The sequence below is a fragment of the Actinomadura violacea genome, from assembly GCF_017573465.1.
GTDB classification, from domain to species: Bacteria; Actinomycetota; Actinomycetes; order Streptosporangiales; family Streptosporangiaceae; genus Spirillospora; species Spirillospora violacea.
Genome location: NZ_JAGEPF010000028.1, coordinates 118,820 through 143,023, shown reverse-complemented (window position 1 = coordinate 143,023; position 24,204 = coordinate 118,820). Strand labels below are relative to the sequence as shown.

Sequence of the window (24,204 nt, the reverse complement as noted above, 5' to 3'; positions counted from 1 at the left end):
CAGGGAAGTCAGATGGACCATTGGCCGCCTGCAAAAGCGAAGACCTCCTACGCTCGCGATCGCCTTGGCGAGTGGCTCTAGAGTGCCGCTGTGACAAACAGACGCAGGGTCCGCCGTTTGGTGGTGGACGGAGCGGTGTACAGCTGGTGTTTCGCGCACCGGCACGACCAGGTGCGAGGCTACCCCGGTTGCAGCAGCACGGTGACGCTGTGGCGCCAAGGAGACTCGGGCCGTCTACGCCTGGTGTTCAAACCGGAGCACGATCGGGTCATCGCTGACGGTTACTTCGATGAGGGCGCGGCGATGCGCCTACCGGACCGGGCGTATCTGAACCTTTACGAGCCCGGCAGCGTTCGGGCCCTGCTGGACGAGGCCATGGCCGAGGGGCTGTGGCCCGCTACCGGAACGGTCGAAGTTGACGGCTGGCCCCTGTTCGACGCCGTGACGCCGCTCGATACTCCGAACAGGCTCTAGAAGCCGCTGGCAGGACGCTCAGCGGTTCAGGCAAGGCGCACGGTGGACGCCATCGGGAGCGGCGCATGTCAAGCTCGCGCGCCTCGTCCTGCCGCGAATGCGCAGCAGGGTGATCAGTGTCGCGACCGCGAGTGTGACCACGAACAACGAGTAGTCCCGGGTCGCGGTCGGCAGTCCACCGCCGTACACGACGAGGTTCCCGGCGACAACGGCGGGCAGTCCCATGCCCAGGTAACAGATCACGTAGATCGAAGAGAGAACGCCCGTGCGCTCGTGGTTCGCGACCAACGGCACGACGGTGCGCATCCCGCCCTGGAATCCCGCTCCGAAACCAATTCCAGAGACGAAAGTGCCGACGAAGAATGCCGTAACCGAAGACGCCTCGACGGCGAGCAGGGTACTGAGCGAGCCGAGTACGAGGAGCGTGATCCCCAGGAACGTCACCGTCCCGGGCGGGATACGCGCGATCGCGACGATGGTGACGGACGAGACCACGGTGAGCACGAACAACCCGAGACCGCCGATCACGGCGGAGTCCGAGCCCGACAACTGCCGGGCCAGCGCCGGTGCGAGCGAGCCGTAAAAGCCGCCGAGTGACCACACGGCGAACAAGACCGGTGCCACCGCGAAAAGGAGAGGACGCAGATGCCGGGGCATCGCGAGGTCGGGTAGGAGAGCGGCACGCAGTCCGGGCCTGCGGCCGATCGTTTCCGGCAGCAGCGCCACACCGAGGGCCTGCACGAGGAAGACTCCGATGAACACGAGGTAGATGAGCCGGGTGGGCGCCGGTAGATACTGGACGATCAACCCGGACGACAAGGCGCCGATCCCGGACCCCAGCCCGGGGGCGATGGCGTTGGCGCGGGTGCCGCGTTCACGATCGATGTCCAGCATCGCGGCGCCGAGCGCGCCCAATGCAGTGCCGGTTCCGACCCCCTGCAGGATCCGACCGGCGAACAGGGCACCGACGTCACCGGCTTCGCTGAACACGACCATGGCGGCGATCTGCAACGCCAGCGCGCCCAGGAGCACCGGCTTGCGGCCGAGGTGGTCGGACACCCTTCCGAGCACGAGCAGTGCGGCCAAGACGGCGATGCAGTAAATGCCGAACACAATGGTGGTCGTTATGGGGGAGAAATGCCATCGGTCCGCGTATTTGGCGTAGAGCGGCGTGGGGGCGCTGGAAGAGGCCAAGAAAGAGACGACGATCGAGGCCGGCAGCAGGATGCCGCGAAGGCGTGGAGGTCGGGCTGTCTTCATTATGAGTTCCAAGCAGGTGGTCGCCCGCACATGGGTCCGAAGGCGGCCCCGCGCACGGGCCTCTGTCAGGATGCGTCGGGGTATGTGGCGGTGGCACGGATCTCGACATGCTGGTGGATGTCCGCGTGGTAGCCGGTCACATCGACGAGCGCGGACAGACCGAGACGGTCCGCCACCCGCCGGGCGAACAGGTACCTGCGGACACCGTGGTTGAACACCGGCGGCGTGCGGGGCGGCGCGATCAGGTCGGCCCACCCGTCAGTGGTCGCCTCAGGGGTCGGTCCGGTCATGTCTTCAGCGTGCCTGAAGCCCCTCGGACCTGGTGATAGGCAATATTTCCATGCTTCGATAGGATATTGCCATGACGGTTCATCGGATCGCGATCCTGGCACTGGACGAGGTCATGCCCCTTGACCTGGCGATCCCGGCGCAGATCTTCTCTTCCCGGCCGGAGACCTCGTACGAGACGACCGTGTGCGGCCTCGGCGCGAAGGTGCACACCACCGGGGGCTTCACGGTGCTGCCGGAGGCGGACCTGGGGCGGGTGCGCGCCGCTGACACCGTGATCGTGCCGGGGGCGGAGCCGCCCCGCCGACCGCCGGAAGCCGTGCTCGCCGCATTGGCCGAGGCGCACGAGCAGGGCAAGCGGATGGTGTCGATCTGCACGGGGGCCTTCGCGCTGGCCGCGGCGGGAGTGCTGGACGGTGTGCGCGCGACCACCCACTGGCGGTACATCGATGATCTCGAACGCGACTTCCCGGCCGTGTCGGTGGATCGCGACGTGCTCTACATCGACGAGGGCAACGTCCTCACCTCGGCCGGAGTGTGCTGCGGCATCGACTTGTGCCTGCACATCGTGCGCCGCGACCACGGTGCGGCGGTGGCCAACCGGATCGCCCGCGGCTTGGTCGCCGCTCCGCACCGCGAGGGCGGGCAAGCCCAGTACGTGCCGGCCCCCGTCCCGGCAGCCGACGAGGCATCGCTGTCCGACACCCGCGAATGGGCTGTGCGACGCCTCGGCGAACCGATCACGCTCCGTGAACTCGCCCGGCACGCCGGCCTTTCGCAGCGCACCCTCATGCGCCGGTTCACCGAGGAGACCGGCACGACCCCGTTGCAGTGGTTGCTGAACGCCCGTCTCGGCCGGGCACGAGAACTGCTGGAGACCACCGATCAGCCGGTGGCCCGTGTGGCACGTGAGTGCGGGCTCGGCACCGCCGCCAACCTGCGGCTGCACTTTCGGCGTGTGCTGGACACCACCCCCACCGCCTACCGGCGCACCTTCGGGAGGTGAAGCCGGCAGCCGCGGGGCGGCCCAGGTCGCGCCCGTCGGCCGCCCAGGAAGCCGCCTGACCGACGCGGAGGGAGAGAGAGTTCGGCCGTCAGATGCGGCGGACGAATCTCCCCCTCCTTTCCCGCGTGGTCTCTCCTGCGGTCCGCCGACGACTGCTACATGTCGTGCTCCCAGCTGCCGCGCGTGTCGACGTCCGCAGCGTCCGCCAGCGCCTCCAGCTCCGCGATCTCCTCGTCGGCGAGTTCGATGCCGTGAGCTCGGACCAACCCGTCGATGTGGCCCGCGTTCGTGACCCCGATGATCGGGGTGGTCCCCTTGGCGATGGCCCAGGCGGTCGCGACGTCGGCGGCGGACGCGCCCCGGTCCTCGCCGATCGCCCCCATCCTGTCCGTCAGCGTCTGCAGCCGGGACAGGATGCCGTTGTACACGGCCGCCCGGCCGCTGCCCTCCGGCAACGGACGGGCCGGGCTGTACCTGCCGGTCAGCGCCCCTTGTTCGAGGACCATGTAGGAGAAGAACCGCACGTCGTGCTCGTGGCAGTGATCAAGAATGCCGGCGCGCTCGGAACTCCGGTACAGGAGGCTGTAGTGGTTCTGGACCGCCTCCACGCGGAAGCCGGCCTCGCCGAGGATCTGATCGGCGAGAGCGATCTCCTTCATGTTGTGGTTCGAGACGCCGACATGCTTGATCATGCCGCTCTGCAGCAGCGGGATCAGAGGCGGCGTCCATCGCGCCACGTCCGCAGGGTTGTGGATCCAGTACAGATCCACATAGTCCGTACCCATTCGGTCGAGGCTCTGCTCCAACATGTCCGCGACCGGATCGTCGCCGTCGCCCGCGAGCTGCGGGGTGAACTTCGTCGACAGCTGGTACTCGCTGCGGGCGTAACCCTTCAGCGCCTGAGCGAGGACCGTCTCCGAGTGGCCCATGCCGTACACCACCGCGGTGTCCCACAGGGTGAACCCGTTCGCTTGCGCCTTCTCGACGACCTCTCGCAGGCCGGACGCGGTCAGCTGACTACCGAAATAGCCGTCGCCCACCTCGCCGCTGTCTCCCCAGGCCCACGTGCCCAGCGCCACCGCCGGCACCTTCAGCATGTCGCTCGTCATGTCCCCTACCTTCCAAGCTTGTTGCTCGAACGGCCGCCGGGTGCCCCGACCCTCCTGGGCCTCGACAAGCACCTCGCCAGGGCCCTCGAGGCCCTCCGCACTCGTGCTCATCTCTCATCACCACCGGGACCGTGTCGGAACGTTCGATCCCCAGGAAACCGCGATTGCCGCCACCGGCGAAGGTCGCGTTTATCGGGGGTATGACCTCAACCCCCCTCGCGCCATGACCAGCGGCTACCGTGAATGACATGGACCAGCAGCCCGGAAACCGCGGCGAGATCCGGCACTTCCTCGGCAGTCGGCGCGCCAGAATCTCCCCGGCGCAGGCCGGGCTGCCGACCAGCGCCCGCCGCCGGGTCCCCGGGCTGCGACGCGAGGAGGTCGCCGTCCTCGCCGGCGTGAGCACTGAGTGGTACACGCGGCTGGAGAAGGGGCACATCGGCGGCGTATCCGAAGACGTCCTTGACGCGGTCGCCCGCGCCCTGCAACTGGACGACGACGAACGCACTTACCTGTTCGACCTGGCCCGGTCATCGCGGCCCAAGAGCCGCACGCCATCGCGTCGCCGGGACGTCGAGGTCCCGCCCCAGATCCAGTGGCTGCTCGACTCCATGACGATGTCCTCGGCGTTCGTACGCAACGGCCGCACGGACGTCGTCGCCAGCAACCCCCTGGCCCGAGCCCTGCACGCGCCGATGTTCGACAGTGCCACCGTCGACCGGCGCGGCCGCCCCAACATCGCCCGCTACGTCTTCCTCGACCCCGGCGCACATGACTTCTTCGTCGACTGGGACGCCGCCGGCCATGCCACCGCCGCCCTGCTGCGCGCCGAGGCCGGGCGCGAGCCCCGCGACCGGGCACTGCGCGAACTCGTCGGCGAGCTGTCCACCCTCAGCCCCGAGTTCCGCGGCCTCTGGGCCGCGCACGACGTCCTGATCCGCCACGACGGCATCAAACGGCTCCAGCACCCCGACGTCGGCCGCCTGGAACTGACCTTCCAGTCCCTCGACCTGCCCCTCTCGGGCCGAGCCGTGCACAACCTGATCACGTACACCGCCGAACCCGGCACCGCATCCGAAGACCGGCTCAAACTCCTCGCCAGCTGGGCGGCCACGCAATCTCGGACGGCAGAGCCCACCCGCCACTCCCCCAGCCCGAGCTCTGATCCGTCGCGGTTCGCCCATCCAAGACTCCGGGATACGAACTCGACCGGCCGCACGGAGTCTCCATAAGCCAGGAATGTGCTGGTGAAGTTGGAGCAGCGCGATGTGCCACACATGCCTCCAACGCCGACCGCTTAGGCACGCGATACGCGCCAAAGCGGTCGTGCCGCAAGGCGGTTCGGCCAGTGGTCGCGGACGAGCCCGGCACCGGTTGAACCTGACCCGACCGAGGCGATGACGATGGAGGAACTGCCGCACCTGGCGCGCCGCTTCTGGGTGTCGGCGGGGAGCCCACCAGCTGGCGGGCCGCGACCGCGTCGAACGGCGCGTTCTCCTGCGTTACGGCGAACGCGCTGCTCAGGGGCACCGGCAAGTAGGCGCCGAAGCTGACCGTGGGCTACCTGATCGGTGGTGAACTAGCAGGTCGTCCCGTCGGCAGGGCGGTTGCGCGAACAGCGTGCGCGTCCCCGCCGGCTTGGCTCAGGGAGCGGGGCCCACAGGTCCACTTGGCGGCCTGGCCGTGGCAGCCGCCGGACGGCCCGTCCGGCAGCAAGGTGGACAGCTGAGGAGTGCGGCCCTCGAACGCCTCGCACAGGGGCAACAACAGAACCCGCATGTCGTGAACGGCGGCTACGGCTTTCTCGGTGCGGTCCGGGCAGGTGGATCGTCGGCATTGAGGCACCGGTAGTGCCCGGCTTCGACAGTTCGCGCGGAGCCGCTGCGGCGGGCGCCCGCCGACCCGTGAGATCTGAGGTTGCGCGGTGATGGTGGTCGGCCGATGGCCGGGGCGCACCGTGGTAGAGGCAGACCCCGCAGACGGGCTCCCCGCAGGTGCGCGGCGCCTCGTCTAGGCACTGGGCGAGCGTGGTGAGCAGGGTTTGCGAGCGTGACCAGCGGGAGCCAGCCGAGGTCGCGGTGAGTGTGGACGCTCGGACCGGGGTGGGGGCTGCGGGCGAGGATCGCAGCCCCCAACGTCTATCGCTCGCAGTGTTCAGCCGCTGGTCGGCTTGTAGGTGAGCACCGTGACCCCGGAGGCGAAGGTGGTGGTGTCGACCGATTCGAGGCCGGTGACGCTCTCGGGGCGGAACAGCGGCTCGCCGTGGCCCTTGAGGACGGGGTAGATCCAGATCCGATACTCGTCGAGCAGCCCGGCCGTGGCCAGCTGGTCGGTGAGGCGGCCGTTGCCCCAGATGAGGATGTCGCCGCCGTCCTGCTCCTTGACCTTGGCGATCTCGGCGGTGAGGTCGTCGCCGGGGATGACGATGGTGGGGTTCCACGCGGCGGTGTCGACCGGCTGGGAGGCCACCACGTACTTGGTCATGGCGTTGACGTGGTCGGCGTAGGGGTTGCCGCCCATGTTCGGCCAGGCCTGGGCCATGCCCTCGTAGGTGATGCGGCCCAGCAGCAGCGCGTCGCAGCCGGTGGTCAGGGCCAGGGCGTAGGCCATGGCGTCCTCGGTGTTGTGGCTCAGGGACCACTCGTGCGGGTTGTCGATGAAGCCGTCGAGGGTGGTGTAGGTGGAAGCGATGATCTTTCGCATGACGTCTCCCTGGGGTGCGTGCGGCTGGGTGCCGGCAATGGTGGGGTCGGGCTGTGGTCAGGCGGCTGCGCGGGTTCGGAGCCAAGGGATGCTGTTGACGAAGTGGGTGTCGAAGCGGTCCTGGACTGCCAGCAGATCCTGAGGGCTCGCGTTGCCTTGGCGGACGCGTTCCAGCAGGCGGAAGTAGCCGAACCGCTCGACGCCTGGGGTGATCGTGATCAGTACGTCGGCGCCTGCCCCGGGAGCGGCCGCGAACGCGTGGACGGTGTGCGGCGGGACTACGAGGGTGTCACCGGCCTCGACCTCCAACACCTCCTCGCCCGCTAGGACCTGCAGCCGCCCGTCCAGGACGAAGAACAGCTCGGCCGAGCCGCGGTGATAGTGCGGGGTCGCGCCGTTGCGGCCTCGGCCCAAGGTCGTGCGGGTGACTCCCAGCAGGCCATCGGTGGCCGACGCGTCGGCCACCAGCGCGATGGTGTCCGACCCGAAGCCGAGGACCTCGGCGTCCTGCCGGCGTACCACCAGGGGGCTGAACCCGGGCTGCTCGCCTGAAGGCGGCCCCGGCGGGTGTGTTCCGCTCATGGCAGAGATAGTTACACGTCCGATAGTACGGCGTCAAACTATATTGTGCTGTTTGTATTTGACCTCGAACTACAATGAGGGCATGAGCACCGCGAACACCCACGACGACACCCCCGCCTCCACCGCGCAGACGGGCGCCCCTGACGCGGTCGACGCGGTGGTCGCCGCCTGGCAGAGGGAACGCCCGGACCTGGACCTGACCGCGATCGCGGTGGTCGGCCGGCTGGGCCGCGTCAACCTGCTCCTCGGACCCGCTCAGGAGCAGGTGTTCACAGAGTTCGGCCTGCAACGCGGCGAGTTCGACGTCCTGGCGGCGCTGCGCCGCTCAGGCGCCCCGTACACCCTCAGCCCTTCACGTCTGTCCGACCTGCTGATGCTCTCCCGTGGAGGAATGACCAACCGGCTGGACCGGCTGGAGTCCGCCGGAATGATCGAACGCTCCCTGGACCGCGCCGACCGGCGCAGCTTCCAGATCCGCCTCACCGAACACGGCTACGCCACCGTCGACGGCGCCATGACACAGCACACCGCCAACGTCACCGCCTTGCTGGGCGGCCTCACACCCCGAGAAGTGACCACCCTGAACGAGCTGGCACGCAAGCTCCTGCACCACCTGACCGCTCCGCCCCAATGAAGAGCGGCGAGCTTCAACGGAAGTGCCGCCCAGGCCCCTGACCGCCGGCCGACGCCCTCGCCCGCAGAGCGACCATAAAGACGCTAGTGTCTGCATGACTCTTGGGCAGCGACTGGAGGTTTGCAGATGGCCGACTGGCCCTCCCCGACCGGCCGGCCCCCTTCAGGGCAGGCCCCTGCCCCCGCCGCCAGCCCGGCAATGCACGTCCGACCGCCGTTCCCCGGCAGCCCCCTGGAGCCGCCCAAGCGGCCGAACAAAGTGCTCATTCTGTTCCTTGCCGCGGGCGGGATGCTTCTGGTGCTCGGTGCGATCGCCGCAGCCATTGCCTTGACGGTGTCCTGGCCGGGGGGATCGAAGTCACCTACGACATCTTCGACTACAGGTCAGCAGAGGCTGGTGGCGGTCTTCTTGAACGACGACGTCACTCCCACACAGATGCGGCAGATCCTGCAGACTCTGGAGCCCAACCCCGGCGTCATCTCCGTGGTGTACGTGGCTCGCCAGCATTCCAAGACGTCAACGCAGCTTCCGGCCAGCATCCGGCCGGGCAAACCCACAGCGTTGTTCGTGGCTCGGATCCGCGACGCCGCCACCGTCCAGACCCTGCGTCAGAGACTCGCGGATAGGCCAGGCGTGCAAGACGTCAAGGGCTCCGAGTAGACGCAGGACATCGGGCCAGCAGCCCAGCCACCTCTCTCCCCCGCCCCGACGACACCTATTCCTGGCGGTGGAGGAATTGTCAATCCTGCGAATTAGCTGGACAACCCGATGACGGGTTGGTCAAGTGAGCGGCTTGCGGTATCGGACGTACTCGTTCTGCCGCCGGAATCCAACGCTCTCGTAAAGGTCGTAGGACCGGTGCGGGTTTGCCGTGCCCGTGTACAGCCTGGCGGTCGTTGCGCCCTGCCCGCGGAGGCTTCGCAGCCCGTCCAGCAGCAGGGCCCGGCCGATTCCGAGGCGTCGCTGGTCCGTTCGGACACTCAGCTCTTCGACCTCGCCCACGGTGTGGTCGTGACGGCGGATGGAACAGAGGGCCACGCCGAGCATGTCCCGCCCGTTCCACGCAGCTCTCCAGCATGCCGGGTCGGCGGTGTTGACGAAGTCCTGGAAGGGCCACTTCTGAGTGAAACCGGCGTCTGCGTACGAATCGACGACCGTTCTCCAGGCCGCACGGTAGTGGCTGGTCTCGATCGGCCCCGTCCGTATCCCGGCGGGCAGTTCGCCGGCCGGCTCGGGCAACTGCTGCAGATCGCCCAGCTCCAACTCGACCAGGCTGAAGACACGCCGATAGCCGGCTGCGAGCAGCAGCGCGGTGGCCTCCTGCTCGGAGGCCATGGCGTTCGCGCCGATCACCGCGGTCCGCGCCGTTCCATGGTGTTCGACGAGTTGACGGATGCGCTCTTCGGCCCAGCTCAGCATGGCGGATCCGATGCCCTGGCCCCGATGCTCGGGCAGGAGGTAGCCGCGGTGCAAGTAGAGCCACGTATCGTCCCGCTCTTGCCACCACCGGATCGTCGCGTAGCCGACGACGCTTCCGTCGTACACCACCAGGATCTGATTCTGGGACGGCTCCTCCAGCTTGGCCGAGGCTTCGGCGATCTCGGCCGCTGTCGGGAGCCCTTCCACAACCGAACGGGCGTCGACCCGGTCCCGTTCGGCACACCCCTGCCGCACCGCGGCCATGGGGCCGTGGTCTTCGTCGCCGCGATACGGCCGAAACTCGAAGCCGGCCGGAAGGCCCTGTCCTGGCGTGTCGTCCGACATGATCGAATGATCGCGAACTGTGGGGCAGGACCGCCACCCTATTCATGCCGCGGTCGTCTGCGGCCGTTCAACGAGCCGACAGCATTCGAAGCGGGCTCCGGCCCGGACGAGGGGGGTGCGTTCACGGCCCGCCGCCGCTGCTGGGCGGACTCGACGAGCTTGAAGAGCATGGCCAGAGCGGCAGTGCGGGAGCCGACGCCTCCGGTGACCTTGGTCCGCAGTCGAACCGTGGCGAACGCGGAATGCTTGCTTGCCGTGCCTTGTCCCGGAAGACGCTCAATACCTCTGCCCCATCGCATGCTTGACGGGTGCTGGTTCGGCCTGCTGTCGCGTATTCGTTTGCGGGCGTCACGCGCAACGACCGGAGGGCGCGCCACGCACGGTCGCGCCCCTGTCATTCCCTCATTCAGAGGCCGAGTTCATCGATGACTTAGCCGACGTCCGCGCCCCGGCGGTTGCGGAAGGCCGTGAGCCGGAGGTGCTCGGGCGACGCGCACCCGCAGCGCCGACGGCCTGCGCCGCGCGGGCCGGGATCCTGCCACATGATGGGCTCGCAGAGCGTCCGGAAGACGCGGCCGAGCGCGGTGCGCCCGGCCTTCCAGTCGATCTCCGTCATCCGACGCTCGAGCGCCCCACCCAGTCCCCGCGGATAGCACGAGCCTGGGCGAGGAGCGAGCGTTTCGGAGAAGATGGTGCCGCTGCGGGAGTCGCTCATGAACTGCACGAGCGCGCCGGACTCCGCACAGCTCATGCTCAGAGCGGTGTCGTCCGGACCGGTCTGCAGCACCCAGCCGAGCCGGCGGCACGGTTGTCTCAGCCGGGACGGTGCCGGTCCGCGCCCCGGGCCGTGGACGGTGATGGGGCCATTCTCTCCCCAGGCCCAGCAGCGGATCCGCTCCTCGGGCACGGCGAGGACGGCGCGAAGGGCGGCGACGATGCCGCGCGAGAGAAGGTGGCGTCGAGCATGGGGTCGGACGGCGGACGGCTCCGCGGCACCGGCCGCCGCACTGCAGGTGGGTCGCGTCCGCGCGCTATGTGAGGTCGCCGTGCTGGGCTCGGGGCGAACAGGGTCAGGTCGAGGCTCGGGGGATGAGGCGTGCCGGCGGGGCCGGTGCGGGCGGCGGAACAGGGGCGCCGGTGCGGGCGGCGGCGATGCGGCGGACGAGATCGGCCGCGCTGGTGGCGGGGTCGTCCAGGCTGATCGTGGTGAGGGCGGGCGTGTACAGGGCCGCCAACGGGTGGTCGTCGATTCCGACGACGGCGGCTTGGGCGGGGACGGCCACGGCCAGGTCCGACAGACCCGCGAGGACGGCGAGTGCGATCTCGTCGTTGTAGGCGCAGATGCCTGTGACGCCCGTCGCCAGGAGATCCTCGACGGCCTGGCGGGCGGCGTCGCGGCTGAGCGGGACCGTGTGGGCGGGCGGCACGGGAAGGCCTAGAGAGGCGCAGGTCTCGCTGACCGTCTGGTAACGGGAGCGGTCGAAGGCGGCCAGGCGGGGGTCGGGGTGGGAGGCGTAGCCGAGCGCGCGGTGGCCGCGCTCGGCCAGGTGGTGAACCTGCAGGGCTGAAGGACGATCCGGCAGCGGGGCCGACGCCAGGGCGACGATGACGGGCGCGCCGAACCGGCCGAGGTAGGCGGTTTCGTCGGGATCAGGTTCGGTGAGGTGGAGGACCACCGCGGGGGCCAGTTCGGCGGCGGGGTGGCGGGCTCCGGCGGTGGGGTCGTAGCCGAGCTGCCAGACGAGGTCGAGGCCGTGTTCGTGGAGGCCGTCGGCGAGGGCTTCGAGGTAGCGGGCGTAGGTGGGCGGGACGATGGGCGCGCGGTGCGCGAAGAGCACGAGGTTGCTCGCCCCCAACGCGAGCGTGCGCGCTGGAGCGTAGGGGGCGTAGCCCAAGCGGGTGGCAGCGGCGAGAACCCGTTCACGGGTCTCGGGCGGGATCGTCTGGCCGGGCTTGTCGTTGACGACGTAGCTGACCGTGGCGGCGGACACCCCCGCCTCGCGGGCCACGTCGGCCGCGGTGACCCGCCGCGCCCTCCCGCTCATGTTCTCCACCTCCGGTGTTGACTACCCCACATCCCAGAACGTAACTTAAGCGCCTAAGTGATTCCACTTATGCGCATAAGTCCAGGTAGCAGCCTATGTCGACCTGCGCACTTCCCCTGAAAGAAGACCGGAGGGTCGTATGACCGCCCTCAGCAGTGACCCGGTACCGGCAGGCGTCCCGACCCGAGGCAGACCGGGCACGTGGGTGTATCTCTCACTGGCGCTGGCGAACCTGGGCCTGTACTCGATGTTCTTCGGCTCGCTGTCCCTGCTCCTGCCGCGGCAGGTGGCCGACATCGTGGGCGAGGACCACAAGGTGTCGGCCCTCGGCATCGTCACCGGGGTGGCCGCGGTCGCCGCCGCCGTGGGGCAGCCGCTCGCCGGCGTGCTGTCGGACCGCACCCGGTTCCCGCTCGGCCGCCGCAACACCTGGGTACTGGGCGGCGGTGTCGCCTCCGCGCTGCTCATCCTCGTCGTCGGCCGGACGACGACCATCCCGCTCCTCGTGGTCGCTGGTACAGGCCGCGGGCAACAGCGCACAGGCGGGTCTCGCGGCGGCACTGGCCGAACGCATCCCCGAGGAGCGCCGCGGCACCGCCTCCGCCGGGGTGGGGCTGGCGACCATGGTCGGCATCGTCGTCGGGCCCGTCCTGGCCCGGCTCGGCGGCGGCACCACCGGCGGTTACACGCTGCTGGCCGGAGCCGTCCTGCTCAGTTCACTGATCTTCGCCTTCACCACGAAGGACCTCCCCGCGGCCGCCAAGCCGGGCAAGGACACCTCCGTTGAGAAGCCCCCCGTCGACCCGCAGCAGCGCCGCGACTTCTGGTGGGGGTTCGCCGGGCGCGCCGCGTTGTTCCTGGCCTACTCCATGATCAGCGGCTACACCCTGTACATGCTGGAGGACTACGTCGGACTCAGCGATCACGACGCCGAGGCCAAGCTCGCCGCCGTCACCGCGGTCCTCGGCATCTCCACGATCATCGTGATGCCGATATCGGGCGTCCTCGCCGACCGCTCCGGGCGGCTCAAGCCGTTCGTCATCGCCTCGTCACTGATCTTCGTTCCGGGCTTCGCCGCCATGCTCGTCTCGCCGACCTTCGGCGGCCTGCTCGCCGGGAACGCGCTGTGCGGCATCGCCTTCGGCTCCTACATGGCGGTCGACCAGGCGCTCATGACCCGCATCCTGCCGAGCATGGACGACGCGGGCCGCGACCTCGGCGTCCTGAACATCGCGGCGGCCGGCCCGCAGGTCGCCGCCCCGTTCGTCGCCAGCCTCATCATCTCGGCACTCGGCGGCTACCGGTCTCTGTTCGCCACCGGCATCGTCCTGGCCGTCCTCGGTGCCCTCGCCATCAAGCCCATCCGCTCTGTTCGTTGAGCACCTAGGAGAAGAAGCCTCATGATCTACCGTGATCTGAACGCGTCCGTCGATGCCCGCGTGGAGGATCTGCTGTCCCGCATGACCCTGGAGGAAAAGGCGGGCCAGATGTTCCACACCATCCTCCTGCTCGGCGAGGACGGCGAGCTGTTCGAAGGCGGCGAGAGCCCGTTCGGGTTCGGTGCCGCGAGCACCGAAGACCTGGTCTCCGGCAAGCTGATGACCCACTTCAACATCCTGCACGCCGCCCCGCCCGCGGCGATGGCGCGCTGGTACAACAAGCTGCAGGAACTGGCCGCGCGCAACCGGCTGGGCATTCCCGTGACCATCTCCTCCGACCCGCGGCACAGCTTCACCGACAACCCGGCCACCGCCCTGCTGTCGGGCCCGTTCTCGCAGTGGCCGGAGTTCCTCGGCATGGCCGCGACCCGCGACACCGAACTCGTCCGCGCCTTCGCCGACATCGTCCGGCAGGAGTACCTGGCGGTCGGCATCCGCGTCGCGCTGCACCCGATGGCCGATCTGGCGACCGAGCCCCGCTGGGGACGCGCCGTGGGGACCTTCGGCGAGTCCGCCGAACTCGCCCGGGACATGGTCGAGGCGTACGTGCGGGGCCTGCAAGGTGACGAGCTGGGCTCGCACAGCGTCGCGGCGATGACCAAGCACTTCCCCGGCGGCGGCCCGCAGAAGGACGGCGAGGACCCGCACTTCCCCTACGGCCGCGAGCAGGTGTACCCGGGCGGCAGGTTCGACTACCACCTGATCCCGTTCGAGGGCGCCTTCGCCGCCGGGACGTCCCAGATCATGCCCTACTACGGCATGCCGATCGGCACCGAGTACGAGGAGGTCGCGTTCGGGTTCAACCGGGGCGTCATCACTTCGCTCCTGCGTGAGCGGTTCGGCTTCGACGGCATCGTCTGCACCGACTGGGGCCTGCTCAACGACACGGAACTGGGCGGCGCCACGATGGCCGCCCGGGCCTGGGGCGTCGAGGACCTGTCACCCCGCGAACGGGCGCTCAAGGCACTCGACGCGGGCGTCGACCAGTTCGGCGGGGAGTCCTGCCCCGAGCTGATCGTCGAACTGGTCAAGGACGGAGCCGTTTCCGAGCAGCGGGTCGACGCCTCCGTCCGGCGGCTGCTTCGCGAGAAGTTCCGCCTGGGGCTTTTCGACGCCGCCCCGCTCGACCCCGACGCCGCCGTCGCCACCGTCGGACGGGCGGACTTCCGCGAGACCGGCATGGAGGCCCAGCGCCGGTCGCTGACCTTGCTGAAGAACGACGGGGTCCTCCCGCTGAAGGCCGGCACGCGCATCTATACCGAGGGCATCGCACTCGACGGCTTCGCCGCCGCCGACTCCCCCGCCGACGCCGATGTGGCGGTCCTGCACCTCAGCGCCCCGTTCGAGCAGCGCAACGGCGACTTCATCGAGTCGTTCTTCCACGCCGGCGACCTGGCCTTCCCGCAGGACGAGATCGACCGGATCACCGCGATCGCCGCACAGACCCCGACCGTGATCGTCATCCACCTCGACCGTCCCGCCGTCTTGCCCGAGATCGACGCGGCGGCCTCGGCCGTCCTCGCCGAATACGGCGCCTCCGCGGCGGCGATCGCCGACGTCCTCTCCGGAGAGCGCAACCCGTCCGGCAGGCTGCCCTTCGACCTTCCGTCCTCCATGGCGGCGGTGGAAGCCAGCCGACCCGACGTCCCCCATGACACCGACGCTCCGCTGTACGGCTTCGGCCACGGCCTGAGCTACTGACAGCACAGCAGGAGTGATGGACCGCCACTGCGACGGTCCATCACTCCCCCCGGCACCGCGGCCGAGTAACGCCTCGCCGAGCGTCTGCGGTGCTGAACCGTCCCCATGGCCGCCGCTACGGCTCGACGCCAGAACTGCTGCCAGACCAAGGCACATGGCGCCATCCCGCACAGTTCCCGGGCCGAGCGGCCTACGAGCCGCCGCCGACCGTCTCCCCCGGTGTCCCGTTCTCGCCGGACGACCGGGCTCGGGTGCTGGCCATCCGCGCCGAAGAAGTTCGCCCCCCCGCATGCTCGATGCATGGGCGAACCTTCCGCCGTTGAGCGAGAGCCTGCCCGCAAACGCCCGGACCAGCCAAGGGGCCAACCCCGCCTCCATGCCAGGATCGCGTCTCGACGACACCTGGAGGGGCCGCGAGATGGCGGTGTCGGTCTGCCGTGGGCTGGACGGGTGGTCAGCTGGCGGGAGTTCGGACGGCGATCATGGCGATGTCGTCGGTGCCGGTGGTGGGCAGATCATCCAGGAGGCCGTCGCACAGATGCTCCAGGGACCGGTGCGCGAGGGTGGAGGTGTGGCGCCGAAGCCGGTCCAGGCCGTTGTCCAGGTGCTCACCGGGATGTTCGACGAGGCCATCGGTGTAGAGCAGCAGGGTGGAGCCGGGCGGCAGCGGTTCGGTCGAGCTTTTGTAGTGCTGGTCGAAGGGGAAGCCCAGCAGGGGGTTGGTGGCTTCCTGGAGGAAACGGCCGTCACCTCCGGGGGTGACCAGGAGCGGTGGCGGGTGTCCGGCCACGGCGTAGTTGACCTGCCACCGGCCACGATCGGGTCCTTCGATGCGGGCCAGAATGCAGGTCGCCGTCGCCTCGGGCGCCACCGTCTCCATCGCGTTGTTCAGGCGGCGCAGGATCTCTCCGGGTGGAGCGAGCCGGTCGGCCGTCAGCACGCGCAGCATGTTGCGGAGCTGGCTCATCTCGACGGCGGCGGCCAGATCGTGGCCGGCGACGTCGCCGATGGCCACCACGGTCGCGCCGTCGGGAAGCACGAACGAGTCGTACCAGTCGCCTCCCACCTCGGCCGCCGCGGGACTGGCCATGTATCGCGCGACGATCTGCAGGTCGTCGAGCTCGGGGGGTTCGGCGAGCAGGCCGTGCTGCAGGGCCAGGGCGACCTGCTGGGTGCGGTGGAACCGGACGGCGCCGCTGAGCGCGTCGTGGGTGTGCTCGAAGATCTGCCGCATGAGGGCGACGTCGTCGCGGCTCATCGGTCCGCGGTCGCCGCGCCGGGCGGCGGTGACCGCCGCGGCCACGGCGCCGTCGACGACGACCGGCATCAGCACGACGCTGGTGGCACCGGCGGCGGTCAGCCAGTCGGTGCTGCTCTTGGGCAGCAGATCGGCCGGCGGCCGGCCCGGCGGGAAGGTGCGCTGCAGCGGGCGGCGGCGCTCCAGGGCGCGGGCGAACCCGCTACTGGGCGCGAACCGCTCTTCGCCGCCGGTCGGCTGCCGCAGCAGCCCGTTGCCGGCGGCGGTGGCGACTCTCCGCGCGATGATCGGGGCGCCTGCGGGTCGGTCGCCGAGGTCAGGGAGCAGGTGCACGCCGCATCCGTCGGCAAGCCCGGGAACCAGCACCTCGGCGAGCGCGCCGAACATCTCGGTCAGCGCGGTCTGCTCCGCGGCGGCCGCAGCGGCACGATCTAGCAGCTCGCGGCGCTGCCGCTCCCGCCACTCCAGCTCGATATCGAAGCAGGTGCCGATCCATTCGACCACGACACCGTCCTCGACCACGGGCGCGGCCCGCACGTCGAAGTGCCGGTACTCGCCGTCGCGGGTGCGGACCCGGTAGACGTAGCGCCAAGGGCGGCCCTGCCGGCGCGTCCGGTTCCACGACCGCAGCGTGGGCTCGCGGTCGTCGGGGTGCAGCGCCAGCGTCCAGCCGTCGCCGAGGAACTCCTCCCGGCTCTGCCCGGTGATCCGCTCCCAGCCTCCGCTCGATTCGATCACCTGCCCGGCGGCATCGCTCACCCACACGACCTGCGCGTTGATCCACACCAGGCTCTCGAACCGGCGCCGCGCCCGCCGCTGCTCCTCGGTCGCCAGGTCCGCCCGCCGAACCGCCGCGGCGTGCTCGGTGACGTCGACGGCGACCACCAGAACCCCGGGCCGCTCGTGGGTGAACGGGGAGAGAGTGAAGGAGAAGTACCGCTCCGCATCGCCGGCATCCGCCGCGGCCGGCTTCACCGGCGCCTCGACCAGGCTGACCGGTTCACCGGTGGCCAGCACACGATCGAACAGCTCGCCATAGTCCTGCTTGGTCGTGACAGTGAACGCCCGTCCGATCGGCTCACCGAGTGGACGGTCCCCAACGAACGCCCGAAACGCGAGGTTGGTGTACACCAGACGGTGGTCGGGCCCGATCGTCAACGCGACCGCGACGGGCGCCGGATCGAAGGCCTCCAGCGCCAGCCAGCCCATGCCGCGTCCGCCCGCACCGCCCATCCTCGGTCCTCCAGCCGTCCACCGATCCCGCCGTCCCCGCCCCGGGTACCTGCCCGCTCGCGTGACAACGTTGCACGCCTACACCGAATGCTTCCTCCCCATACCCGGACATCACCTGGAGTTGGCACACCGTTTGAGGGACCGACGGCCTCCCCTGATCAGGGCTGCCACAGGCCACGTGCCTGGAACCTTCGAGGTCGGCGGCGGAGGCCAAGGCACGTACAGGTCGGAAGCGTCGCTGTACCGGCTGCCCCAGAGCGCTGCCTTGAGAGCGTGCCGGTGCTGGCGCTGATCAAGTCGATGCCGGGCGCCACCCTGACGTGTAAGGGATCCGGAGTCGGCGGTGGCCTACGCCGGGCCGGCGAGGAAGCCCCAGTGCCGCGCCTGGGCGACCGCATCCACGCCCTCCCCGGCGACAGCCGGACCATGACTTGCGGCTCAGTCCTTGGTGTAGCAGCCCATCAGCAAGTTTCCAGTCGACGCCGGCACAGTCGACAGGTGTGGAAGGAACGGCACCATGCGAGAAGGGGAGGTCGTGAAGCTGACGACCACCACGTGGGTCACCGTCGACGGCGTGAGCAGGGACTCGGCGCGGCGGACGAGGACCGCAGTGGCGGATTTGAGCGCGGCGGATGGGCCATGCCGCTGTTCAACGGCGAGGCCGAGGCGTTTCTCAGCCGGGTCTACCAGCGTGGCGACGCGTTCCTGTTCGGCTGGCGAACCAGCTGCTTGGCAGCCTTCGCGTCGGGAACATCTCATGAAGATTCCTGAGGCATCAGCAAGGCTGTCAGTCGCGGCAATCGCTGTCGCATCTGCTCTTCGTCGTCGAAGTCGAAGCCCTCCCCCAGGTCGACGGCCGGCTCTCGGTCGGTCTGGCGCCGCTCCAACGCCTCGTAGAACTCGCAGGTGTCGGTGCCCGTGACCCGGTCGAACGCTTGACCGGCGGCGTAGCCGACCTCTTCATAGAAGATCACATAGTCGTTCTGTTTGGCGGCAGCCTCGATCACCAAAGGATGATCAGCCAGATCGTCTGGTGACTGCACCACCCGCTCGAACCACTCACGTCCTAATGCGACCAAACCCGCCCGAAAGTCGGTAAAGCAGTCGTCGGAACAGCCACCACCGATCAGATACGCCGCCGCCCAGACATCCCATCGGTACACACGAGTGTCCACTGCGCTGAAGCGCTCCTGAAACTCAAGGATCCGCTCGGCGGGCAACGCGGCCAACTGAGCCGTCAGCGCTTCGGAGAACGGACCTTCGTCTCGCCGGGCGGCTTCCACCAATCCCCAAAACTCGTCAACATGCACGCTCGCACTATGGCAGCCGGCACCGACATCGTCGGGTGCGCCTACCAATGCGGCAACCGCCGGTGGCGCGGCCGTGAGGTGAGAGGCTTGTCGGTGTCCTTAGAAGACCTGGCCCGACGCCCTGCGCCGCGACCGCACCTTGTCCACCACTCCGTCCGGGCGGCCGATCGAACCCGACCCCTCGGGCGTCACCTTTAACGAAATACGTCGGAGCACACAGGCGGGTGCACACTGGTGAACCACCCCCATGTAGCGCAGTTCTTCCCCGCCGTGGCTGTGGCCGTGAGCCGTCGGCGGCAACCGCGCGGATCCAAGTGTTGGTGCCGTAGGTGTCACGACAAGCAGCAGCCGTCCTGGACGTGATCGGCCTTCACCTTCCCCTCTCGCGGGCCGCGCTGCTGCCTGAGCCGCTGGCCAGTGCGGCAGCGAACTAGAGAAGTTGCCTCGGACCGTGGAAGAGGTCCGGGGAGAGACAGTGCGGGGGCGCCGAGCGCGGCCGGCGCCGGTGGCCTGGTGCGGTCGTCCCGGGCCTCCAGGTTTCCTGCCTACACTGGCCGCGTGATCAGGGCGGGGGTTGGTTTCTACGCATTCTTCGGCTTTGGCTGGCTGCTTGCCGGACTGGGGCACTTCGGGGGTGCAACCATGGGGGCGGCGTGCCTGCTGGGACTCGTGGTCGTACTCACCCTGGTATTCGTGGCGCGCAGACTGCCGTCGGAGTCGGCAGATGAGGTGAGCCAGCCGTTGCCGCCCCTGCAGCGACGCCGGTTCGGGCAGGTCAATGTCGTGCAGTGGCTCCTCATCGCCGCGATCGCCACCGGTTGTGGCACGGGCGGGGTCCCCGAGCTGATCATGCCGCTGGTCGCGGTCGTGGTCGGCCTCCACTTCCTCCCACTGGCGCGTGTCTTCGCCGACCACCGGCTTGTCGTTCCTGGCGCGGCTCTGACCGTCATCGGCATCGCCGGTCTCGTGGCACGGTTCGCGAATGCCTCACCGGGCGCTGTCTTCACCCTCGTTGGAGTCGGCTGTGCGCTGACCCTGTGGTCCACCGCCGCTTGGTCCATCGCCGGAGTGAGGCGCGCCGTCCGGCCCTAGGCATTCGGGCCTGCCCGTTTCGAAGCCAGTGCGTACATCGCTGTGATCGGCGGGTTGCTGCGACCAGGACCTGTGCCATTCTGACCGTGCCGATCAAGCACTCCAGGTGACAGGACCCGCCATGGCCCTCCGCTTTGCCGTCGAGAACGCCTCCCACCGCGCCGAAACCGAGAACGGTGACTTCATCGACGAGCCCTCCGAAGACGCGATCTTCATGCTCATCGGCGACCTCGATCTCACCGACAACACCTTCATCACCATCGAACCGCTCATAGACGACCCCGCCTGGTACGCCTCGATCTCGAGGCTGGACGAAGGCGGCTACGAAGTCGAATACCGCGACGCCCGCCGCAGCGACCACCAGCTGACCACCGAAACCGACCCAAGCAAGATCGCCAACGACACCATCATCTGGCTAGCCCACCGATAGCGCAGCCAAGCAGAACGCCGGACGACTTCTGAAACACGGCCTAGCCGGGCGTGCCGTTCAACGCGGACCCCTGGCGCTGACCGGCGTCCCTGAGCTGGGCGGCCCGGCCGGGCGACGCTCACTGCACCCGGTCCGCACGCTGGAGAACCATTCCCATGTAGTACTCGTCGACGAGCTCGCCCTCCACGCACAGTGAGGAGCGCCGCACCCCCTCCACCTCGAACCCGCAGGCTGCGTACAGCCGCAACGCGACGTGGTTATGGGACATCGTCGACAGTTCCAGCCGCCACATCCCGCGCCGCCGTGCCTCAGCGATCGCCGCGTCCAGCAGGCCACGACCGATCCCCCGTGCGTGGTGTGAGGCACGTACTCCGAGCACGATGGCGCCCCGGCCACGGGCACGCCGCCATGGCAAAGCGCGGACGTCGATCACGCCGACGAGCTGGCCGCCCTCCTCGGCGACGAACCGGTACGAGGCGTCAGGAAGTTCGTGGCCGCGTTCACCGGGCTCAGCGAGCATGAACGCCGTGTCGGCGTCCAAGGCCCGGCGCAGCTCGGCGAGCGCATCGACCTCCTCACTAACGGACAACCTGATAGACGCCATGCCTCCAGCATGCTGGGACACGCAGCTGAGCCATAGCCCGGAGAGCGGCTCCGGCGGCGGGCCCCGGCTCAATCGGCGTCGTAGTGCGTAACCACCGCTTCGGTGGGAACCTCACCAGCGCGATATCGCCGCCTGACAGATGCCATCAGGTCTCCCCCTCGCCTGGTGACTGCTGAACAGCGCCGGCCCTTAGCTGCCCAACTCCGGCGGCATCGGCCTGTTCCCGGGCGTGGCTCCGTCCGTCCGGCGCGACGCAACCTGGTCAAGGCCAGCATCGTCCGCGGCAACGCCGCATACGACCTGGTCGGCAGGGGCGGAAGTAAGACCAGCCGCGTCCGCTGCAATGAGCGCATGCCCTCGAACCCCAAGGGCTTTTGCCGCCGCTGACGGCCTGAACACCCCGCCCCGTGCCAGGAGACGGCGTTCCGCGGTCATTCCTGGCTTTCCGGCAGGTTCGAACCGTGCAGGAAGCGCTCGCCGAGCGGGGTCAGCGCATGGTGCACCGTCTTGCCCCGGCGCTCGCTGGTGATGAGACCGGCGCCGCGAAGGGCGGTGGCGTGCTGGGACGCGGACGCCGCGCTGATCTGGAGCCGGGCCGCCAGCGCCCCTGTCGTGAGCTCCCGCTGCGCGCCGACCACCTGGATCACGGCCGCACGCGTCCGTCCGAACACCTGCGGCAGGGTGTCGCGCCCGCCCGTCACGCCGAACGGCCGCGACGCGGGAACCACCACGGCCACCGGACCGTCGCCGGCGATCAGGACACGCGGCTCGGTGACGAACGGCGACAGGACGAACTGAAGGCCCCGGCCCTGCAGGCGCACGTCGCCGTCGCGCAGCGTTTCGATCTCCAGAACCGGTGGCGTCCAGCGGATGCCAGTGTGCAAGCTCCCCAGCAGTCCGCCGATTCCGCGGTCGGCCATCCTCCGGGCATGCCCGCCGGCCTCGGCGGACAGGTGGGCGCCCATGCCGGCCCACAGGTCGGCCAGCGCGACCCGGTGGAAGTCACGGAGCCCGCAGATGAGCGCCCGCATCGCCTCCGAATCTCCGGCGGCCAGGCGGGAAAGCCACGAGACCGGCGGCCGTGGACCGTACGTCCGCTCCAGTTCTGCGCGGACGCGCCGCAGGGGCGTCGAGGCGACGGCGTCGAGCTCCGATTCGAACCCCGGCACATGGGTGTACGGCGTCAGGAAATCGGGGAGCAGGCGTCCGGGCGGGACCAGGTCGAGCAGCAGACGCGACGGGCCGGTGAGCCTCGTGCGCGTTCGCGCCCGCCATGGGCCGAGAACCGGTTCCGGCCCTGCCCCGCGCAGGGCCTGGGCGCCGAGAACGGTCTGGGCGATCGGCGAGAGGCCCGGGGTGATGCGGATCCGGGTGAGGTCCTCGTAGTCGAGCCAGAGCCGCAGCATGGCCGGAATTTACAACATTTAGGCTATTTTCAAAATCATTGCACCGGGGCCGGAGCCCCCTGGAAGGTGCGGGGCATGAACCGCCTCCGCCTGTTGTGCCGCACCGTTCCGCTGATGGTGTTCGCCGCCCTTACCGCGGTCGCGCTGCCCGCCCGCGCCGATGTCCGTGACGGCGACATCGACGGAGTTCCCTACCGCGTCGAGATCCCCGACCACTGGAACGGGACGCTTCTTCTGTGGAGCCATGGCGCGTACAGCCTGGAGTCCCCCGCGCCCTCGGACATCGAACTGACGAACCACCCGGCCACGAAGCAGTGGCTGCTCGACCACGGATACGCGCTGGCCGCCTCGCAACTCCGCGTCCCGCGCGGCTGGGGTGTGGTCGAGGCGGGCTTGAAGGACCAGATGGACCTGCTCGACTGGTTCACCACGAACATCGGCAAGCCTCGCCGCACCATCTCGGCGGGCTCGTCCGCCGGCGGCCTCACCGCCGTCCTGCTGGCGGAACGCGACCCGCGCCGCTTCGCCGGTGTCGCCTCCCTTTGCGGAGTCCTCGGCGGCACGACCGGGCACTTCAACAGCGCCCTCGACGCGAACTTCGCGATCAAGACACTTCTCGCACCCGACCTCGACCTGGTCCGCATCAAGGACCCGCAGAAGAACACGACCAACGCCCGCCGCGCACTGGGCGCCGCCCTCGACAACCCCCAGGGGCGCGCTCGCCTCGCCCTCGCCGCCGCTCTCGCCGACATCCCCGGCCGCTACGCCGCACGCGCGCCGGCACCCGACACGGTCGCCGGTCAGGTGGAACAGCAGGCCTACTACGCCGCCTACGACCGGGGCGCCTTCTGGGGCCTCAACCGCACCGACATCGAGCAGCGCGCCGGCGGCAACCCGTCCTGGAACACGGGTGTGGACTACCGGACGCTCCTAGCCCGCTCCACCCAGAAGCAGCTGGTGAAACGCGCCTACAGCGAAGCCGGCCTAAGCCTTCGCGAGGACCTCGCCCGCCTCAACGCCGCACCCCGTGTCAAGGCCGACCCCACGGCCGTCCGCTACCTCGCCCGCTACGGGACCCCCACCGGCCGCACTCCCTGGCCAGTGGTGACCCTGCACACGACCGGCGACGGCAACGTCCCCCCGGAGAACCAGCGCTGGTACGCCACCCAGGTGCGTCGCGCGGGCAACCCGGCCAACCTGAAGCAGCTCTACGTGGACCGCGGCTACCACTGCAGCTTCACCGCCTCCGAAGAGATCACGACCCTCCGAACCCTCCTGACCCGAATGAACACCCGCCACTGGCCGACCACCGAACCGGCTGCGCTGAACAGCGCCGCGGTCGGGCTCGGCCCCGACTACCAGACCGTCTTCGACACAGACCCCGAACCGGGCCTGCACCCGACGAGCCCGTCCTTCACCCGCCACCACCCAGGCCCGTACCTGCGCCCATAGCCACAGTCAGAGGCCATGGTCTGCGGGGGCGAACCATGGCCTCTGACCTCCTCCCAGGACCACAACGCAACCGACCACCACCCAGTAACAACTGAACCTGCGCGCCGCACGCCACTCCCCGCGTGCCCCCGCGCCACCGGCGACCGGCCTCGCACGGGCAGCACCTCGACGCGCTGCCGGGTCTGGGCAGCGATGAGGACGGTGGCGTAATCGAGGCGCTTGCGCGGGGTGAAGTCGTCCACGCCGAGCACACACGGCACCGGCCATCGTCCGCTAGTTACTGGAGGCGGGTTGCGAGCAAGTAGGCCCTGCTGTGCAGGGGCTCCCGATCGCCGTGATCACCTGAGCATGGACGGCCGCGAGGTTGGCTGGCAGCACCAGGAGGGTGTCGGGGTCGGCAAGGGCGGTCGGCAG

At 69.4% G+C, this 24,204-nt stretch carries 23 protein-coding genes and 2 pseudogenes; 11 read left to right on the top strand and 14 right to left on the bottom strand.

The window, feature by feature from the left end:
• The first annotated feature begins 90 nt into the window (after positions 1-90).
• A complete protein-coding gene (locus J4709_RS39115) occupies positions 91-474 on the top strand; it encodes a hypothetical protein (RefSeq protein WP_208249158.1) in 384 nt (127 codons plus the stop codon).
• 18 nt (positions 475-492) lie between these two features.
• Here the strand turns inward: J4709_RS39115 and J4709_RS39110 are convergent, their stop codons facing one another.
• Both J4709_RS39110 and J4709_RS39105 read right to left on the bottom strand, forming a co-directional pair.
• A complete protein-coding gene (locus J4709_RS39110) occupies positions 493-1,734 on the bottom strand; it encodes an MFS transporter (RefSeq protein WP_208249157.1) in 1,242 nt (413 codons plus the stop codon).
• Positions 1,735-1,799: 65 nt separating this feature from the next.
• A complete protein-coding gene (locus tag J4709_RS39105; RefSeq protein ID WP_208249155.1) occupies positions 1,800-2,024 on the bottom strand; it encodes a hypothetical protein in 225 nt (74 codons plus the stop codon).
• 71 nt (positions 2,025-2,095) lie between these two features.
• Between J4709_RS39105 and J4709_RS39100 the strand changes: the two genes are divergently transcribed.
• Positions 2,096-3,028: a GlxA family transcriptional regulator gene (locus J4709_RS39100; RefSeq protein WP_208249152.1), complete on the top strand. Its 933-nt coding sequence runs from the start codon at positions 2,096-2,098 to the stop codon at positions 3,026-3,028.
• 155 nt (positions 3,029-3,183) lie between these two features.
• On the opposite strand, the gene J4709_RS39095 is transcribed toward J4709_RS39100, so the two are convergent.
• Complete coding sequence (locus J4709_RS39095) at positions 3,184-4,137, bottom strand: aldo/keto reductase (protein WP_208249144.1); 954 nt, start codon at positions 4,135-4,137, stop codon at positions 3,184-3,186.
• 248 nt (positions 4,138-4,385) lie between these two features.
• Between J4709_RS39095 and J4709_RS39090 the strand changes: the two genes are divergently transcribed.
• A complete protein-coding gene (locus J4709_RS39090; protein WP_208249142.1) occupies positions 4,386-5,369 on the top strand; it encodes a helix-turn-helix transcriptional regulator in 984 nt (327 codons plus the stop codon).
• Between the two features lie 922 nt (positions 5,370-6,291).
• Here J4709_RS39090 and J4709_RS39085 read toward each other — a convergent pair.
• Positions 6,292-6,840: a dihydrofolate reductase family protein gene (locus J4709_RS39085; protein ID WP_208249140.1), complete on the bottom strand. Its 549-nt coding sequence runs from the start codon at positions 6,838-6,840 to the stop codon at positions 6,292-6,294.
• 57 nt (positions 6,841-6,897) lie between these two features.
• Positions 6,898-7,422 carry a cupin domain-containing protein gene (locus J4709_RS39080; protein WP_208249137.1) on the bottom strand — a complete coding sequence of 175 codons (525 nt, stop codon included), beginning with the start codon at positions 7,420-7,422 and terminating at the stop codon, positions 6,898-6,900.
• Between the two features lie 82 nt (positions 7,423-7,504).
• Between J4709_RS39080 and J4709_RS39075 the strand changes: the two genes are divergently transcribed.
• A complete protein-coding gene (locus J4709_RS39075) occupies positions 7,505-8,056 on the top strand; it encodes a MarR family winged helix-turn-helix transcriptional regulator (RefSeq protein WP_208249128.1) in 552 nt (183 codons plus the stop codon).
• A 126-nt stretch (positions 8,057-8,182) separates the two neighbouring features.
• Positions 8,183-8,716, top strand: coding sequence for a permease-like cell division protein FtsX (locus tag J4709_RS39070; RefSeq protein WP_208249115.1), 534 nt, complete (start codon positions 8,183-8,185; stop codon positions 8,714-8,716).
• Between the two features lie 120 nt (positions 8,717-8,836).
• Here J4709_RS39070 and J4709_RS39065 read toward each other — a convergent pair whose 3' ends face one another.
• The 4 genes and pseudogenes from J4709_RS39065 to J4709_RS39055 all read right to left on the bottom strand — a co-directional run bounded on the left by J4709_RS39065 (position 8,837) and on the right by J4709_RS39055 (position 11,865).
• Positions 8,837-9,820 carry a GNAT family N-acetyltransferase gene (locus J4709_RS39065; protein WP_208249101.1) on the bottom strand — a complete coding sequence of 328 codons (984 nt, stop codon included), beginning with the start codon at positions 9,818-9,820 and terminating at the stop codon, positions 8,837-8,839.
• A gap of 42 nt (positions 9,821-9,862) precedes the next feature.
• A pseudogene (locus tag J4709_RS54005) lies at positions 9,863-10,062 on the bottom strand (IS256 family transposase); the annotation flags it as partial.
• Between the two features lie 188 nt (positions 10,063-10,250).
• Positions 10,251-10,607 carry a hypothetical protein gene (locus tag J4709_RS39060; protein WP_208249099.1) on the bottom strand — a complete coding sequence of 119 codons (357 nt, stop codon included), beginning with the start codon at positions 10,605-10,607 and terminating at the stop codon, positions 10,251-10,253.
• A 283-nt stretch (positions 10,608-10,890) separates the two neighbouring features.
• Complete coding sequence (locus J4709_RS39055; protein ID WP_208249098.1) at positions 10,891-11,865, bottom strand: LacI family DNA-binding transcriptional regulator; 975 nt, start codon at positions 11,863-11,865, stop codon at positions 10,891-10,893.
• A gap of 139 nt (positions 11,866-12,004) precedes the next feature.
• Between J4709_RS39055 and J4709_RS56260 the strand changes: the two are divergent.
• The 3 genes and pseudogenes from J4709_RS56260 to J4709_RS39040 form a co-directional block, all read left to right on the top strand.
• Positions 12,005-12,322 (top strand): annotated as a pseudogene (locus tag J4709_RS56260) (MFS transporter); the annotation flags it as partial.
• Entirely contained in the window at positions 12,312-13,244 is a 933-nt protein-coding gene (locus J4709_RS39045) for an MFS transporter (protein WP_372442213.1), read from the top strand. The pseudogene J4709_RS56260 and the gene J4709_RS39045, both read left to right, overlap by 11 nt.
• A 21-nt stretch (positions 13,245-13,265) precedes the next feature.
• Positions 13,266-15,005 carry a glycoside hydrolase family 3 protein gene (locus tag J4709_RS39040; protein WP_208249086.1) on the top strand — a complete coding sequence of 580 codons (1,740 nt, stop codon included), beginning with the start codon at positions 13,266-13,268 and terminating at the stop codon, positions 15,003-15,005.
• 454 nt (positions 15,006-15,459) lie between these two features.
• On the opposite strand, the gene J4709_RS39035 is transcribed toward J4709_RS39040, so the two are convergent.
• The 3 genes from J4709_RS39035 to J4709_RS39025 form a co-directional block, all read right to left on the bottom strand.
• A complete protein-coding gene (locus J4709_RS39035; protein WP_208249084.1) occupies positions 15,460-17,496 on the bottom strand; it encodes a SpoIIE family protein phosphatase in 2,037 nt (678 codons plus the stop codon).
• Positions 17,497-17,934: 438 nt separating this feature from the next.
• On the bottom strand, positions 17,935-18,255 hold the full coding sequence (locus J4709_RS39030; protein ID WP_208249081.1) for a hypothetical protein: 321 nt from the start codon (positions 18,253-18,255) through the stop codon (positions 17,935-17,937).
• A complete protein-coding gene (locus J4709_RS39025; protein ID WP_208249079.1) occupies positions 18,252-18,806 on the bottom strand; it encodes a DUF4240 domain-containing protein in 555 nt (184 codons plus the stop codon). Before J4709_RS39025 ends, J4709_RS39030 begins: the two co-directional genes overlap by 4 nt.
• A gap of 558 nt (positions 18,807-19,364) precedes the next feature.
• Between J4709_RS39025 and J4709_RS39020 the strand changes: the two genes are divergently transcribed.
• Positions 19,365-19,898, top strand: a complete 534-nt coding sequence (locus J4709_RS39020) for a hypothetical protein (RefSeq protein WP_208249077.1) — start codon at positions 19,365-19,367, stop codon at positions 19,896-19,898.
• A gap of 121 nt (positions 19,899-20,019) precedes the next feature.
• Positions 20,020-20,328: a hypothetical protein gene (locus J4709_RS39015; RefSeq protein WP_208249076.1), complete on the top strand. Its 309-nt coding sequence runs from the start codon at positions 20,020-20,022 to the stop codon at positions 20,326-20,328.
• 118 nt (positions 20,329-20,446) lie between these two features.
• Here the strand turns inward: J4709_RS39015 and J4709_RS39010 are convergent, their stop codons facing one another.
• Positions 20,447-20,932 carry a GNAT family N-acetyltransferase gene (locus tag J4709_RS39010; RefSeq protein WP_208249074.1) on the bottom strand — a complete coding sequence of 162 codons (486 nt, stop codon included), beginning with the start codon at positions 20,930-20,932 and terminating at the stop codon, positions 20,447-20,449.
• Between the two features lie 431 nt (positions 20,933-21,363).
• Entirely contained in the window at positions 21,364-22,338 is a 975-nt protein-coding gene (locus J4709_RS39005; RefSeq protein ID WP_208249072.1) for an ArsR/SmtB family transcription factor, read from the bottom strand.
• Between the two features lie 75 nt (positions 22,339-22,413).
• Between J4709_RS39005 and J4709_RS39000 the strand changes: the two genes are divergently transcribed.
• Positions 22,414-23,790 carry an alpha/beta hydrolase family protein gene (locus J4709_RS39000; RefSeq protein WP_208249070.1) on the top strand — a complete coding sequence of 459 codons (1,377 nt, stop codon included), beginning with the start codon at positions 22,414-22,416 and terminating at the stop codon, positions 23,788-23,790.
• Positions 23,791-24,204: the final 414 nt, after the last annotated feature.

Bases quoted from the DNA above. Each gene is read 5' to 3' on its own strand.
- J4709_RS39010 (WP_208249074.1), bottom strand. From the start codon at position 20,932: ATGGCGTCTATCAGGTTGTCCGTTAGTGAGGAGGTCGATGCGCTCGCC.
- J4709_RS39080 (WP_208249137.1), bottom strand. From the start codon at position 7,422: ATGAGCGGAACACACCCGCCGGGGCCGCCTTCAGGCGAGCAGCCCGGG.
- J4709_RS39000 (WP_208249070.1), top strand. From the start codon at position 22,414: ATGAACCGCCTCCGCCTGTTGTGCCGCACCGTTCCGCTGATGGTGTTC.
- J4709_RS39070 (WP_208249115.1), top strand. From the start codon at position 8,183: ATGGCCGACTGGCCCTCCCCGACCGGCCGGCCCCCTTCAGGGCAGGCC.
- J4709_RS39030 (WP_208249081.1), bottom strand. From the start codon at position 18,255: ATGAGATGTTCCCGACGCGAAGGCTGCCAAGCAGCTGGTTCGCCAGCC.
- J4709_RS39110 (WP_208249157.1), bottom strand. From the start codon at position 1,734: ATGAAGACAGCCCGACCTCCACGCCTTCGCGGCATCCTGCTGCCGGCC.
- J4709_RS39040 (WP_208249086.1), top strand. From the start codon at position 13,266: ATGATCTACCGTGATCTGAACGCGTCCGTCGATGCCCGCGTGGAGGAT.
- J4709_RS39105 (WP_208249155.1), bottom strand. From the start codon at position 2,024: ATGACCGGACCGACCCCTGAGGCGACCACTGACGGGTGGGCCGACCTG.
- J4709_RS39005 (WP_208249072.1), bottom strand. From the start codon at position 22,338: ATGCTGCGGCTCTGGCTCGACTACGAGGACCTCACCCGGATCCGCATC.
- J4709_RS39065 (WP_208249101.1), bottom strand. From the start codon at position 9,820: ATGTCGGACGACACGCCAGGACAGGGCCTTCCGGCCGGCTTCGAGTTT.
- J4709_RS39075 (WP_208249128.1), top strand. From the start codon at position 7,505: ATGAGCACCGCGAACACCCACGACGACACCCCCGCCTCCACCGCGCAG.
- J4709_RS39035 (WP_208249084.1), bottom strand. From the start codon at position 17,496: ATGGGCGGTGCGGGCGGACGCGGCATGGGCTGGCTGGCGCTGGAGGCC.
- J4709_RS39090 (WP_208249142.1), top strand. From the start codon at position 4,386: ATGGACCAGCAGCCCGGAAACCGCGGCGAGATCCGGCACTTCCTCGGC.
- J4709_RS39055 (WP_208249098.1), bottom strand. From the start codon at position 11,865: ATGAGCGGGAGGGCGCGGCGGGTCACCGCGGCCGACGTGGCCCGCGAG.
- J4709_RS39100 (WP_208249152.1), top strand. From the start codon at position 2,096: ATGACGGTTCATCGGATCGCGATCCTGGCACTGGACGAGGTCATGCCC.
- J4709_RS39015 (WP_208249076.1), top strand. From the start codon at position 20,020: ATGGCCCTCCGCTTTGCCGTCGAGAACGCCTCCCACCGCGCCGAAACC.
- J4709_RS39085 (WP_208249140.1), bottom strand. From the start codon at position 6,840: ATGCGAAAGATCATCGCTTCCACCTACACCACCCTCGACGGCTTCATC.
- J4709_RS39095 (WP_208249144.1), bottom strand. From the start codon at position 4,137: ATGACGAGCGACATGCTGAAGGTGCCGGCGGTGGCGCTGGGCACGTGG.